Annotated in this window: 19 protein-coding genes; 3 read left to right on the forward strand and 16 right to left on the reverse strand. The window is 64.8% G+C overall.

What is annotated here, in order from left to right:
* Positions 1–66 precede the first annotated feature (66 nt).
* Genes egtD through gluQRS form a run of 5 tightly spaced genes read right to left on the reverse strand, consistent with a single transcriptional unit; the run spans position 67 to position 3,987 of the window.
* Positions 67–1,029, reverse strand: a complete 963-nt coding sequence (egtD, locus tag RQX22_RS10945) for an L-histidine N(alpha)-methyltransferase (RefSeq protein WP_315726430.1) — start codon at positions 1,027–1,029, stop codon at positions 67–69.
* Positions 1,029–2,294 carry an ergothioneine biosynthesis protein EgtB gene (gene egtB / locus RQX22_RS10950; RefSeq protein ID WP_315726432.1) on the reverse strand — a complete coding sequence of 422 codons (1,266 nt, stop codon included), beginning with the start codon at positions 2,292–2,294 and terminating at the stop codon, positions 1,029–1,031. Before egtB ends, egtD begins: the two co-directional genes overlap by 1 nt.
* Before the next feature lie 37 nt (positions 2,295–2,331).
* Positions 2,332–2,907: a cob(I)yrinic acid a,c-diamide adenosyltransferase gene (locus tag RQX22_RS10955; RefSeq protein WP_315726434.1), complete on the reverse strand. Its 576-nt coding sequence runs from the start codon at positions 2,905–2,907 to the stop codon at positions 2,332–2,334.
* Positions 2,908–2,909: 2 nt separating this feature from the next.
* Positions 2,910–3,113: an HIG1 domain-containing protein gene (locus RQX22_RS10960; RefSeq protein ID WP_315726436.1), complete on the reverse strand. Its 204-nt coding sequence runs from the start codon at positions 3,111–3,113 to the stop codon at positions 2,910–2,912.
* Between the two features lie 10 nt (positions 3,114–3,123).
* Complete coding sequence (gluQRS, locus tag RQX22_RS10965; protein WP_315726836.1) at positions 3,124–3,987, reverse strand: tRNA glutamyl-Q(34) synthetase GluQRS; 864 nt, start codon at positions 3,985–3,987, stop codon at positions 3,124–3,126.
* A gap of 173 nt (positions 3,988–4,160) precedes the next feature.
* On the opposite strand from gluQRS, the gene RQX22_RS10970 reads away from it, so the two are divergent.
* Positions 4,161–4,727 carry an HNH endonuclease gene (locus RQX22_RS10970; RefSeq protein WP_315726438.1) on the forward strand — a complete coding sequence of 189 codons (567 nt, stop codon included), beginning with the start codon at positions 4,161–4,163 and terminating at the stop codon, positions 4,725–4,727.
* 57 nt (positions 4,728–4,784) lie between these two features.
* On the opposite strand, the gene RQX22_RS10975 is transcribed toward RQX22_RS10970, so the two are convergent.
* From RQX22_RS10975 to RQX22_RS10990, 4 genes are read right to left on the reverse strand one after another with little or no spacing between them, the layout of a single operon-like run.
* The gene (locus RQX22_RS10975) at positions 4,785–5,075 is read right to left on the reverse strand and encodes an HNH endonuclease (protein WP_315726837.1); all 291 of its coding nucleotides are present in this window, start codon (positions 5,073–5,075) and stop codon (positions 4,785–4,787) included.
* Positions 5,060–6,013 carry a zinc transporter ZntB gene (locus RQX22_RS10980; protein WP_315726440.1) on the reverse strand — a complete coding sequence of 318 codons (954 nt, stop codon included), beginning with the start codon at positions 6,011–6,013 and terminating at the stop codon, positions 5,060–5,062. Before RQX22_RS10980 ends, RQX22_RS10975 begins: the two co-directional genes overlap by 16 nt.
* Positions 6,014–6,019: 6 nt before the next feature.
* Positions 6,020–6,877 (reverse strand): UTP--glucose-1-phosphate uridylyltransferase GalU, encoded by an 858-nt coding sequence (gene galU / locus RQX22_RS10985; RefSeq protein WP_315726442.1) that lies wholly within the window; start codon positions 6,875–6,877, stop codon positions 6,020–6,022.
* A gap of 19 nt (positions 6,878–6,896) precedes the next feature.
* Positions 6,897–7,142, reverse strand: coding sequence for a hypothetical protein (locus RQX22_RS10990; protein WP_315726444.1), 246 nt, complete (start codon positions 7,140–7,142; stop codon positions 6,897–6,899).
* Positions 7,143–7,230: 88 nt separating this feature from the next.
* Between RQX22_RS10990 and RQX22_RS10995 the strand changes: the two genes are divergently transcribed.
* Positions 7,231–7,803: a TlpA family protein disulfide reductase gene (locus tag RQX22_RS10995; RefSeq protein ID WP_315726446.1), complete on the forward strand. Its 573-nt coding sequence runs from the start codon at positions 7,231–7,233 to the stop codon at positions 7,801–7,803.
* Positions 7,804–7,892: 89 nt separating this feature from the next.
* Here RQX22_RS10995 and dapD read toward each other — a convergent pair whose 3' ends face one another.
* Complete coding sequence (gene dapD, locus RQX22_RS11000) at positions 7,893–8,714, reverse strand: 2,3,4,5-tetrahydropyridine-2,6-dicarboxylate N-succinyltransferase (RefSeq protein WP_315726448.1); 822 nt, start codon at positions 8,712–8,714, stop codon at positions 7,893–7,895.
* Positions 8,711–9,385, reverse strand: coding sequence for a pyrimidine 5'-nucleotidase (locus RQX22_RS11005; protein WP_315726450.1), 675 nt, complete (start codon positions 9,383–9,385; stop codon positions 8,711–8,713). The genes dapD and RQX22_RS11005 overlap by 4 nt, the downstream gene beginning before the upstream one ends.
* A gap of 132 nt (positions 9,386–9,517) precedes the next feature.
* On the opposite strand from RQX22_RS11005, the gene RQX22_RS11010 reads away from it, so the two are divergent.
* Positions 9,518–11,785 (forward strand): S8 family peptidase, encoded by a 2,268-nt coding sequence (locus RQX22_RS11010; RefSeq protein ID WP_315726452.1) that lies wholly within the window; start codon positions 9,518–9,520, stop codon positions 11,783–11,785.
* A gap of 15 nt (positions 11,786–11,800) precedes the next feature.
* Here RQX22_RS11010 and RQX22_RS11015 read toward each other — a convergent pair whose 3' ends face one another.
* The 5 genes from RQX22_RS11015 to sufC are packed head-to-tail and all read right to left on the reverse strand — an operon-like array spanning position 11,801 to position 15,668.
* A complete protein-coding gene (locus tag RQX22_RS11015) occupies positions 11,801–12,163 on the reverse strand; it encodes a HesB/IscA family protein (protein ID WP_315726454.1) in 363 nt (120 codons plus the stop codon).
* A 7-nt stretch (positions 12,164–12,170) separates the two neighbouring features.
* Positions 12,171–12,629 (reverse strand): SUF system Fe-S cluster assembly protein, encoded by a 459-nt coding sequence (locus tag RQX22_RS11020; protein WP_315726456.1) that lies wholly within the window; start codon positions 12,627–12,629, stop codon positions 12,171–12,173.
* Positions 12,626–13,840, reverse strand: coding sequence for a cysteine desulfurase (locus RQX22_RS11025; RefSeq protein ID WP_315726457.1), 1,215 nt, complete (start codon positions 13,838–13,840; stop codon positions 12,626–12,628). Before RQX22_RS11025 ends, RQX22_RS11020 begins: the two co-directional genes overlap by 4 nt.
* Positions 13,840–14,928 (reverse strand): SufD family Fe-S cluster assembly protein, encoded by a 1,089-nt coding sequence (locus RQX22_RS11030; RefSeq protein ID WP_315726458.1) that lies wholly within the window; start codon positions 14,926–14,928, stop codon positions 13,840–13,842. Before RQX22_RS11030 ends, RQX22_RS11025 begins: the two co-directional genes overlap by 1 nt.
* Positions 14,925–15,668, reverse strand: coding sequence for a Fe-S cluster assembly ATPase SufC (gene sufC, locus RQX22_RS11035; protein WP_315726459.1), 744 nt, complete (start codon positions 15,666–15,668; stop codon positions 14,925–14,927). Before sufC ends, RQX22_RS11030 begins: the two co-directional genes overlap by 4 nt.

Consider the following 15,668-nt stretch of genomic DNA (forward strand, 5'->3'; position numbering starts at 1 on the left):
GATTTAGACTTGTTTCAAGGCACATGATCCACGTTTCAGATTGATTCAATCTGAAACGATCATGGTCTAGGGCGCGTGCCGGACAGCCTCTGCTTCTGCTAGGATCAGGGCGTATCGATCTTTCGGATCGGTCCATTCCTTGACCAGGCCCCAGCCCGAGGCGCGCAGCAGCAGGCGGGCATCGCGCGGCCCATATTTGTGGCTGTTTTCGGTGTGGATCGTCTCCCCCGCCTTCATCTCGAAATCAGCCCCATCCACGGTGAAGGCGATGTCGCGCATCGCTTCCAGGTGCATCTCGATCCGACTCATAGGGTCGTTCCAGACCGCGCGGTGACGGAACGCATCCACGGGAATGTCCGCATCGAGTTCCCGGTTGATGCGGTCGAGGAGGTTCAGGTTGAAGGCGGCAGTGACCCCGGCCGCGTCGTCATAGGCCCGCGTCAACACGTCCACATCCTTGATCCTGTCCACTCCGATGAGGAGATGGGCGCCTACGCCGAGGCTGTTCTTCATGGCGCGGAGAAGGTCGACGGCCGTCGAGGCCACCATGTTGCCGATGGTCGATCCGGGAAAGAAGCCCAGCCGCCTCCTGTCCCGGACTTCAGGCGGCAGGGCGATCGGCTGCATGAAATCGGCCTCGACCGGCCGGATCGCAAGCCCGGGAAACTCATTGGCCAGGGCCGTCGCGGCGTCCCGCAGGAACTCACCGGAAATGTCGATCGGGACGTAAAGCGGAGGCTCGGCCGCGCGCAGCAGGATACGGGTCTTGATGGAAGCGCCCGAGCCGAATTCGATCACGGCGGCACCGGGACCGACGATTCGCGCAACGGCGCCGCAATGGTCTTCCAGCAGCGTCGTTTCGACCCTTGTCAGATAATATTCCGGCAATCCGGTGATCGCTTCGAACAGCTCGGAGCCCCGGCGGTCGTACAGCCACCGCGCAGGGACAGCACGGACCGGCGCGGCCAGGCCGGCCAGCACATCGTTGCGGAAGAGAGGGTCGGCCGAAGGCCGTGTTTCGGCGTCCACTAAAGATCCCGGGCCAGTCTCAGCCCGGAAAACTGCCAGCGCTGATGAGGATAGAAGAAGTTGCGATAGCTTGCCCGGACGTGGCCGCGCGGAGTCGCGCAGCTGCCGCCGCGAAGCACGAATTGGTTGCACATGAACTTGCCATTATATTCTCCGACCGCGCCCGCTTCCGGGCGAAAGCCAGGATAAGGGCTGAAGGAACTCGCCGTCCATTCCCAGACGTCCCCGAAGATCTGGCGAAGGCCTGTGCCGTTCGGCGCCGGGTGCGGATGGGCCGGTCCCGCCTCGTCCAGCTGATTGCCGCCCATCGGATCGAGACCCGCCGCCGCGACCTCCCATTCCTCCTCCGTCGGCAGCCGTGCCCCGGCCCAACGGGCAAAGGCATCGGCCTCGTAATAACTGATATGGCAAACCGGCTCGGCGAGCCGCAACGGCTTCAGCCCGTCGAGGCCGAAGCGAAGCCAGTCCTCGCCGTCGCTCTGCCAGTAAAGCGGCGCCTCTATCCCGTTCTCCTTCACCCACTGCCACCCGTCCGACAGCCACAGATCCGGACGCCGATAGCCATTCTCGCCGACGAACCGCAGCCATTCGCCGTTCGTCACCAATCGGTCGGCGAGCTCATGCGGATGGATCAGCGCCGGGTGCCGCGGAGATTCGCAATCGAAGCCGAATCCGCGTCCGTCATGGCCGATCTCGAAAATGCCGCCATGGGCGCGGACGCCGCTGAGTGCGGGCAGCGCAGGGGGCGCATCATCCTCTCGCCGCAGCCAAGCCGACGGAAGCAATGGGTTGGAGGCGAAGGTCGCCAGCATGTCCATCAGCATCAGCTCCTGATGCTGCTGCTCATGGTGGAGGCCGAGCTCGACGAGGTTCAGCGCTTCGGCCGGCAGGCCTGACAATGCGTCGAGCAGAGCGGCGTCGACATGACCGCGATAATTCTGCACCTCCGCGAGCGACGGACGACTGAGCATGCCGCGTTTGGCGCGGGCAATCCGATCGCCCTCTCCCTCATAATAAGAGTTGAACAGATAGGCCCATGCTTGGTCGAAGAGGCGATAGCCGGGAACATGATCGCGAAGGATGAAAGTTTCGAAGAACCAGCTCGTATGCGCCAAGTGCCACTTCGCCGGCGAAGCATCTGGCATCGGCTGGATGGTGGCGTCAGCGTCCGACAGCGGCGCAGCGATGGCGCGGCTCAGGGCCCGCACGGCCTGGAAGCGGTCGTGCAATATTCCCTCGGGGACCGGCCGTGCCTGTGTCGCCATGTGATGACCCTATCCCAAAAAAGGGTTTCAAAGGCTCCTAACCGTTGCGGGTGCTTCCTGGTTGCCAGAGAATGTCGCCGCCCTCATGTTTCGCCAGCAGGCGCCCCATGACGAACAAATGGTCGGACAGGCGGTTGAGATAGGTGAGGGCCAGTGGATTGAGGGCAACCTCCCGGCCCGCCGCCACCGCCGACCGCTCCGCACGCCGCACAACTGCGCGGGCAAGGTGGAGATGGGCGGCACCGGCGCCGCCCCCCGGCAGAATGAAGCTGCGGAGCGCTTCCAGGCTCTCGTTCATGGCGTCGATCTCGCGTTCCAGCCGATCGATTTGCGGCTGCACGACCCTGAGACTCATCTCGGTCGGCGTGAAATCCTCGCCGGGCGTCGCGAGATCGGCGCCAAGATCGAACAATTCGTTCTGGATGGCACCAAGCATTGCGCGTTCCTCGGCGCGTGCGATGTACAGCAGGGCGACCCCGATCGCGCTATTGGCCTCGTCGACATCCCCGATCGCCAGAGCGCGGGGATGATCCTTCGACATGCGTGAGCCGTCGACCAGGCCAGTCTGGCCAGCATCTCCGGTCCGGGTATAGATCTTGTTGAGCTTGACCATGATCAGGACCTTCCGCTTGCGAGCAGCAGGATCAGGATCGCGACGATGATCGCAATGGCCTGGAACATAACCCTTTGCCGCATCAGCTGCTGCGAACGCATGCCGGTCAGGTCCTTGCCCTGGGCCATGCCGACCACGCCTTTGATGAGGATATACAACGTGGTGAGCGCTGCCGCGGCCAGCAGGATATAGAGAAGGATGGTCATGCCCTCCTATCTAGGCCCCCGCCGCCGAATATCCAGCAGGCAATCGTCCGCCGCGGAGGTCCTCGGCAAGTTTCTTCGGGTCGACGCCCTTCAGACGAAGATCGGCGAGCGTCGGCGCGCCGTGACGCTTGGCCAGCCGGCGGCCGGCGGCGTCCGCAAGCAGGGAATGATGATGATAGGTAGGCGTCGGCAGGTCCAGCAATGCCTGGAGCAGGCGATGGATATCCGTCGCGGCATAGAGATCGCGGCCGCGCACGACATCTGTAACCCCCTGCGCGGCATCATCGATGGTGACCGCGAGATGATAGCTGGTCGGCGCATCCTTGCGGGCGAGCACGACGTCGCCGAAGGCTTCCGGTTCGGCGACGACCTCGGTGTGGTCGTCATGCCAGTAAAGCGTGCCGGCCAGGGTCGCGGCGCGGGCCATGTCGAGCCGCCAGGCATGAGGCCTTTCGGCCATAAGTTGTCGCCTCTCGCCCTCGCCGAGCACGCGACAGGTGCCGGGATATACCGCCCCTTCGGGTCCATGCGGCGCGGCAGCGCTGGCCGCGACCTCGGCCGCAATCGAAGCGCGGGTGCAGAAACAGGGATAAAGGAGGTCCATCGCCCGCAGCCGATCCAGCGCCTGCCCGTAGACCGGAAGGCGCCGGGACTGGAACAGGATTTCGCCTTGCCAGGCGACCCCAAGCCAGCTCAGATCCTCGATAATGGCGTCGACATGTTCGGAACGCGTTCGCCCGGGATCGATATCCTCGATCCTGAGCTTGAAGATGCCGCCATGGCGCGCCGCGAAATCATGTGCGAGCAAAGCGGAATAAGCATGGCCTAAATGCAACAAGCCGGTCGGGCTGGGGGCGAAGCGGCTAATCAGCATGTTCGTCAACTTGGCTCTTGACCGCGAGTCGGGGGACATGCTGTCATGATCAGGTCACGCTTTGACGTCAAAGCGCGGCGGAACAGGGGAAAACCTCCCCCGTTCTGGGTGCGACAGGCCGGGCTGGTTCGGGGGGCGATTTCTCCAGCAATGCGGAGCGTCGTCGCCAGCCTATGTATCATCCAGACCTCATCCGGCATCCCGACAGCTGTCCCGCACTCGTGCTGAACGCGGATTACACGCCGCTCAGCTACTATCCGCTCAGCCTGTGGCCCTGGCAGACCGCGGTCAAGGCCGTGTTCCTCGAGAGGGTGGACATCGTCGCGCAATATGCGCGTGAGGTGCACAGCCCGACCCGAACCATGCAGATCCCATCGGTGATCGCGCTGCGTCAATATGTGAAGCCCAGCGAGCATCCCGCTTTCACGCGTTTCAACCTGTTCCTGCGCGACCGCTTCACCTGCCAATATTGCGGTGATCCGCGCGACCTGACGTTCGACCATGTCGTACCCCGCGCCCAGGGTGGCCGGACGACATGGGAAAATGTCGCCACCGCGTGCGCGCCCTGCAACCTCCGGAAGGGTGGGCGCACGCCGCAACAGGCGCATATGAACCTCAACCGCCGGCCGATCCGGCCGACCAGCTGGCAGCTCCAGGAACATGGCCGGAGCTTCCCGCCCAATTTCCTTCACGAAAGCTGGCGAGACTATCTCTATTGGGACATCGAGCTGGAAGCCTGACGGTCCCTTCGCGCATCCCTCCACCGATGCTGGAAACCGTGCCGGCGAGACGGCACCTCACTGGCTGCGACGCTTGTGCGTCGGCGCGTGGAAGTCCGGATCCTTGCCGCTCACCCAGGCGATGAATTTAGCGATGTTGGGATGCGCCCTCAACGCGTCGGCGGACCCTTGGCCGCGCTCCAATTCCTTGTTGGTGAAGGCGGCGTGGATCACGCGATGGCAAATCGGGTGGACGGCAACCGTCTCTCGGCCGCCCCGGCTCTTTGGAACCGGATGATGGCGCTGCACGTGCCGGCCCAGCGGACGTCCGCACAGGAAACAGACCTCGTCCCCTACCGCCGCAGCCAGTGGACCCTCATGAAATAGCCGGTGATCAGGAGGGCGATCATCATGCAGAAGCCGACCACGCCCCAGAATGCCCAGGGACTGTCGGCGTAAGGAATGCCGTGCACGTTCATGCCGAGCAGGCCGGTTACGAAGGTCAAGGGCAGGAAGATGAAGGCGACGATGGAGATGAGCAGGGCGCGCGTTTCCATCTGCTCGCCGCGCATGTCGGTAAGCTGCTCGTGAAGGAGGGCGGAGCGCTCGCGCACGGACTCGAGCTCTTCGGCCATGCGCGCGAAGCGGTCGGCGGCCTCCCTTATATGAAGCCGGTCTTCCTCGGCCAGCCAGCTGAAATCGAGCAGCGCGAGGGTTTCGAGCGCATCACGGTCGGGCGCGACGAAACGGCGGAAGGAGATGGCTTCCGAACGTATCTCGGCGATTTCCCGACGCAGCCGGTAGACGTGGCGGGGCTGCAGATCGCTTTCGCAATCGTCGAGCCGGTCGCCAAGGTCGGCGACCTGCGGGTCGAGCTGCTTGCTGATGGCCCGCGCATAGGCCGCGACCAGATCGCCGGGATCCAGGATCGTGCCGGCTTTCATCTGCGCCACGACCAGCGCCGTGGCGGCGAGGGGCCGGCGGGTGACCGAGGTCACCTTGCCCTGCCTTACCCAAAGCCGGATCGAGACCAGACGATCGGACGTTGCGAGCTCTTCGGCGGCAGGGCCGCGCAGATTGACCAGCGCACCGTCGTCCATCCGGTCGCAGCGTGGACGGGTCTCGGTGGCCGTCATGGCACTCGCGGCCACCTCCGGAATATCGTCGCCTATCATGGCGCCGAGTTCCTGCTCGCTCTCGCATTCGATATGGGTCCAGATGAACCCGGGTCCGCGATACCCGCTCACCTCTTCCGACTTGACCGTCCGAGTCGGTCCGTCGCCGACGAGGATCGCCGTACAGCTCATCCTGTCCTACAGATCCGCAATGACGGCGCGGATCGCCGGACCGGTATCGTCGCGGCCGAGCGCCAGGGCCAGATTGGCCGTGACGAAGCCGATCTTGTCCCCGCAATCGTAGCGCTTGGCGTCCACGGTCACGCCGTGAAAGGGCTGCGTGCCGATCAGGGCGGCCATTGCGTCGGTCAGCTGAATCTCGCCGCCCGCGCCTTTGACGGGATTGTCGAGGATCTTCATGACCTCAGGCTGCAGGATATAGCGTCCGACGATGCCAAGCGTGGACGGGGCCTCGTCGGGCGTCGGCTTTTCGACGAGGCCCTTTACCTCGGTCAGGTTGCCGTCCTGACCCCCGGGTGCGATGATCCCGTAACTGGCGGTCCGTTCCCGCGCGACCCGCTCGGCGCAGACGATATTGCCGCCTACCTTTTCATAGGCAGCGACCATCTGGGCGAGGCAGCCGGGTCTGCCGACCATCAAATCGTCCGGGAGCAGAACGGCAAAGGCCTCGTCGCCGATCATTTCCCGCGCGCACCAGACGGCATGGCCCAGACCCAGGGGTTCCTGCTGACGAACCGAAACCAACGCCCCCGCCGGAAGGCGCGTATCGTCGAGCACGGCCAGCGACTTGCCGCGTGCCCGCATGGTCGCCTCCAGCTCATACGCAATGTCGAAATGATCCTCGAGCGCGCCCTTGCCCCGGCCGGTTACGAAGATCAGCTGCTCGATCCCGGCCTCGATCGCTTCCTCGACCGCATATTGGATGAGCGGTCGATCGACGACCGTCAGCATCTCCTTGGGAATCGCCTTGGTGGCCGGCAGGAACCGCGTGCCGAGGCCAGCGACGGGAAAAACCGCCTTGCGAACTCTTTTCATCCAATCTCCGCTCTTGAGGTCAATCCGGGGGCGGCAGATCGAAGCGGTCATCCTCCCGTTCCTCGGAACGGGTCAATGTCTCGTCGATCCGCTCCGGGCGCGCGATGGGCGGCGGCGTCAGCAATTCGTCGGTGGTCAGCGCCCGCGTCGTCATGGCCGGCGGTGGCGGCATGGACTGGCCCGGCTTGGGCTGCAGCGGCTCGCGGCTGCCACATCCCGCAAGCAACACGGCGCTCCCCAATATCAGGTTTCTCGACAATGACATCCCGGTGCCAATAGCCGAGCCGGTGCGGCGAGGTCACCCAAAAACCGATTCCCTTGCCGAAGCGGACAGCGCGGCCTAACCGCAGGGCATGGATATTCCCAAGCACCTGCTTTTCCTCGCGCCGTTCCTGCTGGTCGTTGGCGGGTGCGGCGGGGAAAGCGAACCCCGCACGCAGGAAGCGGCCAAGCAAGCCGAGGCGGGGAAAACCGCGAAGAGCCTGCTCGATCGTTCGCGCGCGGGCAGCAAGGCGCCAACAGTCGAATTCCTGGATCCGGACGGCGAAAAAGCCTCCCTGGCCGATTTCGCCGGCAAGCCGGTGCTGGTCAATCTGTGGGCGACCTGGTGCGCCCCGTGCATTGCCGAAATGCCGACCCTGGACGCGCTCGCCGCGCGCGAGCAAGGGAAGCTCCAGGTGCTCGCGCTCAGCCAGGACATGGAGGGGCGCGCCAAAGTGGAGGCGTTTTTTGCGGAGCACCGCTTCAAGATGCTCGAACCCTATCTCGATCCCGAGCTCGGCATGATGGACGCGCTGAAGGTGGAGATCCTCCCCACCACCATCCTTTACGATGCCGCGGGCAAGGAAGTCTGGCGGATGACCGGCGTCGAGGAATGGAACAGCGACAAGGCGGCCGCGCTCATCGCCGAAGCCTCCAAAGGCTGAACTATCACCGTCCGCCGATCGCCCTTCGGCACAGTCATCCGCTTCGCAAGGGCCGCTCAGCCTGAACAAGGTCGGATGACGTTCGAGCCTCAGTCCCGCAACAATTCGTTGATGCTGGTCTTCGACCGCGTCCTCGCGTCCACGCGCTTCACGATGACCGCGCAGGTCAGCGAAGGCCCGCCGTCCTTGCCGGGAAGGGTGCCGGGAACGACGACGGAATAAGCCGGGACCCGGCCATAATGGACCTCGCCGCTGGCCCGGTCGACGATCTTGGTGGAGGCACCCAGAAAGACACCCATCGAAAGCACGGCGCCTTCCTCCACGACGACCCCTTCGGCAACTTCCGAACGGGCACCGATGAAGCAATTGTCCTCGATGATGACGGGTCCGGCCTGCAGGGGCTCCAGCACGCCGCCGATGCCGGCACCACCGGAAATATGGACATTCTTGCCGATCTGGGCGCAGCTGCCGACGGTCGCCCAGGTATCGACCATCGTTCCTTCATCGACATAGGCACCGATATTCACGAAGCTCGGCATCAGCACCGCGCCCTTGGCGACATAAGCGCCGCGACGAACGATCGCCCCTGGAACCGCGCGAAAGCCGGATGCGGTGAATTGATCCTTGTCCCAGCCGGCGAATTTGGAAGGAACCTTGTCCCACCAGTTGGCGCCGCCTGGACCGCCGCTGATCGCTTCCATCGGATTGAGGCGGAAGCTCAGTAGCACCGCCTTCTTCAGCCACTGGTTGACCCGCCAGCCATCGGCAGCCTTCTCGGCCACCCGCGCTTCGCCGGCGTCGAGCAGGCCCAAAGCGGTTTCAACCGCGGCTTTCACCCCGGCGTCGCTGCCGTCCAATGTGTCGCGCGCCTCCCAGGCTTCCTCGATCGTCGTTCGCAATGCCTCGGTCATTCGCTTTCGTCCCCCAAAATTTCACTGAGCCATGCGCCGATATCCGCGATCCGATAATCGATAAAGGCCGGATCGGCGCCGCTACCCGCTTGTTCCGAACCATTGTCGATCCAGACGGTAGTCATGCCGAGCGCCTTGGCCGGCGCGAGATTGCGCGCCATGTCTTCGACGAACAGGGCGCGGTTCGGGTCGATGGCGTGCCTGTCGCACATCGTCCGGTAGGATCGCGGATCGGGTTTCGGCAGATAGGCCATGGCATGGATGTCATGCAGGCCGTCAAAGGCATTGGCGAGGCCCAATTTGTCGAGAACCCGTCGGGCATAGGTCTCGTCGCCGTTGGTGAAAACATATTTGCGTCCCGGCAGCCGGTCGAGAGCGGCGACGATAGCCGGATCGGCGGAGATGCGCGCGAGTTCGATGTCATGGACGAAGTCGAGGAATGTATGCGGGTCCACGCCATTGACCGCCATCAGCCCGGCAAGGGTCGTCCCATGTTCGTGGAAATAGAGCTTCTGCGTGCGGCGCGCCTCGTCATGGCCGCATTCCAGCAGCTTCTGGATGAAAGCGGCCATGCGCTGGTCGATCAGTTCGAACAGATTGGCCGAGGCGGGGTAGAGGCTGTTGTCGAGATCAAAGATCCAACAATCGACATGGCTGAGAGCGGGGATCATGGTTGCCCCTATCCTAACCATTACTGAACAGCAATGCGAAAGCATTGATATTATAGGATATATCTGCAATGACTGGACGTTCCCGGTCATTCGGGTGGGGGTGGGGTAATGAATTCAAGGCTTTGCAGGCAGGTGCTTGTTCTTTCCGCAGGCGTCGCGGCGCTCGCGCTTGGCGGATGCGGCGGTGGCGGCGGCGGTGACGCGCGGCCGGCGCCGATCACGACCCCACCGCCCGCACCGCCGCCGCCTCCTCCCCCGCCTCCGCCGCCACCGCCTCCTCCGCCGCCGGCACCGAGCGGCTTCAACGATGCGGAATATAGCCGCTCCAACGGCGCAAAATCGGCTGGGGCAATCAGTGCCTATGAAGCGGGCGGGACCGGCAAAGGCGTCAAGATCGGCATCATCGACAGCGGCATCAATCCAGCGCTCCCCGAATTCACCGGCCGGATCGATCCGGCGAGTGCCGATCTGGTCGGCAATCGCGGTGTCGCGGACAGCGAAGGCCATGGCACCGCGGTTGCCGCGGTGGCCGCCGCCGCGCGCGATGGCAGCCAGGTCATGGGCGTCGCCTTCGATGCGACAATCCTGTCCCTGAACAGCTCCGACCCCACCCAATGCGATGCCGATGGCTGCAGCCATTTCGACGACGACATTGCCGAAGGAATCGACGTTGCCCGCGCCAATGGCGCCCGCGTGATCAACATCTCCCTAGGCGGCGGCGCACCTTCATCCACGGTGATATCGGCGCTGAAGCGCGCGACGGACGCTGGCATCGTCGTCGTCATATCGGCCGGCAATGACGGGGATGACCAGCCGGACCTGTTCGCGCTCGACCTGGCCAAGGCGGGATCGGGCCTCGTCATCATCGCCGGGGCGATGTCCGCAAACGGGAATCTGGCCAGCTTCTCCAACGAAGCCGGCACCGGATCGGAATATTATCTGACGGCGCTGGGAGACCGGGTCCGCACCATCGACAACAAGGGTGCGGCATCGATCTACTCCGGCACCTCTTTCTCCGCACCGGTGATCAGCGGCGCGGCCGCCCTGCTGGCGAGCGCCTTCCCCAATCTGACCGGAGCCGAGATCGTCGAACTGCTGCTAAGCTCCGCCGACGATGCCGGTTCGGCGGGGATCGACAATCGTTATGGTCATGGAATCCTGAACCTCGTTCGGGCCTTCGAACCGAAGGGCGCTCTCAAGACGGCTGGGAGCGAAGCGCCGGTGTCGGCCAGCTTCAACGGGACCACCTCCAGCGCGATGGGCGACGCGCAGCAGAATGCCGCCATGGCCGGCGTGGTGGTGCTGGACGGCTATTCGCGGGCTTTTGCCCTGAATCTCGCCCGTACCCTGTCGCGGGCGCCGCTGGAGCAGCCGCTTGGACGGGCGCTGCACGGAACCATCCGCACCGCCGGGGCTGCTTCGGGCCGGACGGCGGTTTCGATCACCATCGATCGCAACCTGCACGGACAGCCCTCGGTGGGCTTCGCGCAGCTGGGGCTGACCTATGAGGATGGCCGCAAGGCCCGCGTCCTGTCGGGGATGGCGCTGAGCCGGATCACCGACCGGACCGCCCTCGCCTTCGGCTTTGCAGAAAGCGGCAGTAGCCTGCAGCAGCGTTTGTCCGGCCAGGAACAAAATGCTTTCCTGGTGGCGCGCGACCCGACCAGCCGCATGGGCTTTTACGGCGACGACGCCGCCAGCATGGCCGTCCGCCACAGGTTCGGCCGCATCGGTCTCTCGATCGCGAATGAACGGGGTGAGGTCTATCTGTCCGGGCCGGCTCGAACGCTCGCCCGCCCGGGCTACAATGCCAGCTCGGTGACCGTCGACCGCAAGATCGGACCTGCCCGGCTCGCTCTGGGCGGCACCCGCCTTGGCGAGGACAAGACGGTGCTCGGCGGCCGATTTTCAGGCGCTTTCGGCAGCCGCGGCGCGACCAGCTATTTCATCGACGGCAGTGCCAGCTTCGACTTCGGCCGCGGCTGGGGCGTCCATGCCAGTTATCGGCGCGGCCACACCGCCTTGCCGGGAAGCGGAGCTCTGGTAGAGCGGGGATCGCTCGCAAGCGACGCCTGGGCCTTCGACCTTTCCAAGCGCGGTGCCTTTTTCGGAAGCGGCCATCTGGCGCTGCGGGTGATGCAGCCGCTGCGCGTCCGCTCCGGCGGTTTTCAGCTCAACGTGCCCGTATCCTGGGATTATGCGACGCTCCGCGCCGGCTATGAGCAACGCTTCTTCAACCTTGCCCCGACCGGGCGCGAAATCGATTTCGAAGCCGCTTACGGCCTGGATCTGCTCGGCGGCCAGTTCAGCGCCAACGCCTTCCTGCGCCGGCAGCCGGGCCATATCGCGGCGCTCGGCGACGATATTGGCGGGGCGATCCGCTTCACCCGGGGATTTTGAGGCGGGCGGGCGCGTTCACACGGTGAAGCTTTCGCCGCATCCGCACATGCCCTTGGCATTGGGATTTTCGAAGACGAAGCCGGCGGTGAAATCGTCTTCCTTCCAGTCCATGCGGCTGCCGATCAGATAGAGGACGGAAGCGCCATCGACATAGAAGGTACCGCCGGGCGTCTCGATCGCCTCGTCGAAGGGTTGGGCTTCGGTCACATAATCGACCGAATAAGCGAGACCCGAGCAGCCCCGCTTCGGGGTCGACAATTTGACCCCGATCGCGCCGTCCGGCGCGCGCTTCATCAGCTCTGCGATCCGCGCCTCCGCCGCCGGCGTGAGCGTCAGGGCCGCAGGACGTGTTCTTGTCGTGGTCGCCACTTTTTTCATCCAATCGCTAGAGCATGCCCAGTTCGAGCTTGGCTTCGTCGCTCATTTTCTGCGGATCCCAGGGCGGATCCCAAACCAGTTCCACCTCGGCATGGCCGACGCCGGGCACCGACCCGACGCGAAGCTCGATCTCGCCGGGCATGGATTCCGCCACCGGGCAGTGGGGCGTCGTCAGCGTCATGATAACCTTGGCATGACGGTCCGGCGAGATTTCGACGCCGTAGATGAGACCGAGATCGTAGATGTTGACCGGAATTTCCGGATCGTAAATCTCCTTCAGCGCGTCGATCACCGCCTCGTATAGATCGCCACCCGGTTCGACGTCGGATGCGCTTGCGGCCGGCGGCCTGGACAGGAATCCTTCCAGATAGTCCCGCTTGCGCTCGAACGTGTCGGAGACGCGCGCCTTGGGCGGCTTCACCGCTTCGTCGACTTCCTCGACCTCGATTTTGTGTTGTTCGTTCATCCGAAGATTCTCGTCACCCGCTCGATGCCGCCGGCCAGCGCCTCGACATCCTGCCTGCCATTATAGACGCCGAAGCTCGCCCGCGCCGTTGCTTCCACTCCGAGGTGGGCCATCAAGGGCTGGGCACAATGATGCCCGGCCCGGATCGCCACCCGGCTTTCATCCAATATGGTGCCGATATCGTGCGGATGCACCCCTTCGATCGCGAAGCTGACGATGCCGGCACTCTCTTCCGGCCCGAACAGACGAACGCTGTTGATCGCCGACAGCGCATCGCGCGTGGCCGCGACCAGGGCCGTCTCGTGGACATGGATCGCGCCCAGCCCGATCGCCTCGATATAATCGACCGCCGCCTCGAGCCCGAGGACGCCGACGACATGCGGCGTCCCCGCCTCGAACCGGGCGGGGGGCGGCGCAAAGGTGGTGCGGGCGAAAGTGACCTGGTCGATCATCGCGCCGCCGCCTTGCCAGGGCGGCATCGCCTCCAATATCTCGCCGCGCGCCCACAGGACGCCAATCCCGGTCGGCCCGTAAAGCTTGTGGCCGGAAAAGACGTAGAAGTCACAACCAAGATCGGCGACGTCGACCTTCATGCGCGGCACGGCTTGGCAGCCGTCGAGCAGCAATCTCGCGCCGACCCGATGGGCCAATTCCGCCGCACGGCGCGCATCGAGCACGGATCCGAGCACGTTCGAGACGTGAGCGAGCGCAACGATGCGATGCTTCTCCGTCAGCATCGAAGCCATCGTCTCCAGATCAATGCGGCCGTCCTCCGTCAGCGGCGCCACGTCGATCTGGGCGCCGGTCCGCTCCGCGATCAGTTGCCAGGGAACGATGTTCGAATGATGCTCCAGCATCGACAGCATGATGCGGTCGCCAGGCTTCAGCTGCGACCCGCCCCAGCTTTGGGCGACCAGATTGATCCCTTCGGTGGCACCGCGGACGAAGATGATCTCATCCGGGGATGGGGCGCCTATGAAGAGGGCCACCCGCTTTCGCGCCGCTTCGAAGGCGAGGGTCATTTCGGAGGAGCGCTGATAGACGCCGCGATGCACGGTCGCATAGGTTTCGGAATAGGCCCGGTCGATGGCGGCGATCACCGGCAGCGGCTTCTGCGCCGTGGCCGCGGTATCGAGATAGGCCCAGCCGGAAGGGATGGCCGGAAAGTCGGCGACGCGATCGAGCGGGCGGGTGGCGGCAGCAACGTCCATCAGGCCAGCCATCTCATCGCATCTTCATGGAAGGCATCGCGCACGGCCTGCTCGCCGATGCGATCGACCGCATCGGCGACGAACGCGCGCGTAAGCAGCGCCTTCGCTTCACGCTCCGGAACGCCGCGGCTCGCCAGATAGAAAATGGCATTGCGATCCAGTTCGCCGACAGTGGCGCCGTGCGCGCATTTGACGTCGTCGGCGAAGATTTCCAGTTCCGGCTTGGCGTTGATCGTCGCCCCGCGCGAAAGGAGGAGTCCCTTTAGCGACTGCTCGGCATCGGTCTTCTGCGCGGCCCGGGCCACCTCGACCCGCGCCGCCACCGAACAGCCCGCCTGATCGTCGGCGACCGAGCGCCAGGTCTGGCGGCTCATCCCGCCGACGGCGTCGTGCCGGACCACCAGATTGGCGTCGTGCCGCTGCCGCCCGCGCGCCAGCAACGGCCCGCCGATCTCGGCAAAGCCCGCCTCGCCTGCAATTGCGATCTCGCCGTCGAGACGGCTGTCGACGCCGCCCGCCGCCAATGTCGTGATCGTCAGGCTTGCCCCTTCGCCGACCGACGCACGATCCGTGATGCTGACGAAGCCGGATTCGCCGAGCAGCCGTCGGCTCAGCATCAGCCGGGCGCCCTTGCCCAGCTGCATGCTGGACAGCCGATTGGCCCAACCTTTCCCGACGAACGTCTCCACCACGGAGGCCTGTGCGTCGACGTCCAGCATGATCGAGGCCGGCAAGTGATCCGCACCGCCGGTCGTGAGGTGGACGATCTGGACGAGACCGGGCGGTGCATGATCCCGGCCAAGCTGAAGCCGCCAGCCTTCCCGGCCCACCAGCCGGGCAAGCGGATGGCCGCGCGGATCGCCATCCACCGGCCCGATCGTGACCGCCCCGGCATCGCTCTGCGCGGGGATGAACCGGCCGTCGAGGAACAGCAGACGGGGGCCGGCCTCCGCGCCATGGATCCACGGCAAATCAGAAAGGTTCGCCGCGCCCACATCGGGCCGGGCGTCGGCCAGCGCCGGCAGCGCCGACAGATCGCTCCAGCGCCAAGCCTCGGCGCGGTTGGAAGGGAGGTCGATCAGGCTCATGCGGCGATCGCTCCATAGCCTTCGCGCTCGAGCTTATGGGCCAGTTCGGGACCGCCGGAACGGACGATCCTGCCATCGGCGAGAACATGGACGAAGTCCGGCTCCACGATGTCGAGCAGCCGCTGATAATGGGTGATTAGCAGCACAGCCTTGTCCGGCCGCCGCATGATCCGGTTGATGCCCTCGCCGACGACGCGAAGCGCGTCGATGTCGAGGCCGCTATCGGTCTCGTCCAGCACGGCGAGGCGCGGATCGACAATGCCCATTTGCACCATCTCGTTGCGCTTCTTCTCGCCGCCCGAAAAGCCGACATTCACCGCCCGCTTCATCATGTCCATCGAGATACCGAGCTTGTCCGCCTGCTCGCGCGCCAGCCGCAGAAAGTCGCCGGCCGAAACCTCGTCCTCGCCCCGCGCGCGTCGCTGCGCGTTCAAGGCGGTACGCAGGAATTGGAGGTTGGAGACGCCCGGAATCTCGACCGGATATTGGAAGCCGAGGAAAAGGCCGGCGGCGGCGCGTTCGTCGGGGGCCAGTTCGAGCAGGTCCTTGCCATCGAACGTCACCGAACCCTGGGTCGCCTCATAACCCGGCCGCCCGCCAAGCACATAACCAAGCGTCGACTTGCCGGCGCCGTTCGGCCCCATAATCGCATGAATCTCGCCCGCGCCGACCGAGAGGGTCAGGCCGTTGAGGATCTGCTTGCCGCCGACTTCGGCGTGGAGGTTTTCAATTTTCAGCAT

It is taken from the genome of Sphingosinicella rhizophila (assembly GCF_032378825.1).
Lineage (GTDB): Bacteria > Pseudomonadota > Alphaproteobacteria > Sphingomonadales > Sphingomonadaceae > Allosphingosinicella > Allosphingosinicella rhizophila.